The following is an 827-nucleotide window of genomic DNA, read 5'->3' as shown; positions in this document are numbered from 1 at the left end:
ATATAGCTTATTTTGCTATGCACATTTTTAATCGACTTGAAGAAGCCCTTTTTGTGTTGTTTTCAAGTTTGCAGGCGGGGTTATTTATGATTCATAAAATAACAAATTAAACAGTAGAGGAGATAATAAAATGAAAAAAGATTGTAGTCACTTACAACCAGTACCAACAGTAGAGGAACATAAAGCACGAATGGAAAAAAATCAGAAATCATATGCTGCACCAGCAATGTCATCTGAATCAAGAGCAAGAGTGAATCAAATGAGAGGATGTTTTGAAGCTGAAATTATATTACCAGATGGGAAATTTCAATACTTTAAACCAGATACTCTTAATGAAAAGGTTGCTATTCAAGAAATCGCTTTATATATTGAAGGCATACAAGAAGCAAAAGAAGGCTATGTAATCTTATGGCGCTTTGTCGGGCAACAAAGTTTTTACCATGGTACAAAGATCGTAGCTGAACCGAAGATTCGTTCAATCCTACGTAAATTGAAAGATTATTTTTTTGATTACGAAGAAGTTGTATACGAACCTGAAAAATAAGAGAGATAGAGGGAAATGTAAATGAAAAAAGATAACACTTGGACAGAATTAGATAATCCAAAAGAGCAGGAAACAAGAAAGCCATCCCAAGAGCCGGATGATATATTTGCTGGTATGGATGAGTTACCGGAGATTACAGATGAAGAACTACCATTTTAATAAGGTCGAGGTAGTTTATAGAGGGTAAAAGGAAGAACTAAGTGATGTATTTACTTGGATCTTCCTTTTTTTAATGTAAAAAAGAACTTGGAGGGAACGATTATGCGGTGCGAGACGTTCTCGA

Annotated in this window: 2 protein-coding genes; both read left to right on the top strand. The window is 34.6% G+C overall.

Annotated elements, in window-relative coordinates; all coding sequences use genetic code 11:
- Positions 1 to 130: 130 nt before the first annotated feature.
- Positions 131 to 544: a DUF6018 family natural product bioysynthesis protein gene (locus tag KI369_RS18085; protein WP_000710699.1), complete on the top strand. Its 414-nt coding sequence runs from the start codon at positions 131 to 133 to the stop codon at positions 542 to 544.
- 21 nt (positions 545 to 565) lie between these two features.
- Entirely contained in the window at positions 566 to 703 is a 138-nt protein-coding gene (locus KI369_RS18080) for a hypothetical protein (protein WP_000711015.1), read from the top strand.
- Positions 704 to 827 lie beyond the last annotated feature (124 nt).

The sequence above is a fragment of the Bacillus sanguinis genome (assembly GCF_018332475.1).
GTDB lineage: Bacteria > Bacillota > Bacilli > Bacillales > Bacillaceae_G > Bacillus_A > Bacillus_A sanguinis.
The sequence above is the reverse complement of the archived record's forward strand: the minus strand, read 5'-3'. Positions and strand labels throughout refer to the sequence as shown.